This window comes from Oceanobacter sp. 1_MG-2023, assembly GCF_030689025.1.
GTDB lineage: Bacteria > Pseudomonadota > Gammaproteobacteria > Pseudomonadales > Oceanobacteraceae > Oceanobacter.
Genome location: NZ_JAUYWA010000070.1, coordinates 1 through 597 on the forward strand (window position 1 = coordinate 1; position 597 = coordinate 597).

General features: G+C 53.6%; 1 protein-coding gene. It reads right to left on the reverse strand.

Annotation, left to right across the window (positions count from 1 at the left end):
• Positions 1-597 (reverse strand): hypothetical protein (locus tag Q8W22_RS16655; protein ID WP_305453128.1); only part of this gene is annotated, 597 nt, incomplete at both ends.

Consider the following 597-nt stretch of genomic DNA (forward strand, 5'->3'; position numbering starts at 1 on the left):
CCATCGGCATTAAACGCCTGCACAAAGATCGAATAATCACCGTCACTATCAGCCCCGTACCAGGTCACCACATAGGCACCATCGCTGCCCACCGCAGTGATTTGAGGGTACCCATCATACCCACTGGTCTTACCCAGTGCTTCCAGTTGTACTGTGTCACCGTTGACAGAGCCATCGGCATTAAACGCCTGCACAAAGATCGAAGTGTCACCGTCGCTATCATCACCGTACCAGGTCACCACATAGGCGCCATCAGTGCCCACCGCAGTGATTTGAGGACTTTCGTCATCACCGTTGGTCTTACCCAGCGCTTCCAGCTGTACTGTGTCACCGTTGAAGGAACCATAGGCGTTAAAGGCCTGCACAAAGATCGACCAATCACCGTCGCTATCCTCACCAGACCAGGTCACCACATAGGCGCCATCAGTGCCCACGGCGGTAATTTGAGGCAGATAGTCATCACCGGTGATATTATCCAGTGCTTCCAACTGTACCGTGGCACCGTTTAAGAAGCCGTCAGCATCAAAGGCCTGCACAAAGATCGACCAATCACCGTCGCTATCCCTTCCGTACCAGGTCACCACATAGGCGCCATCA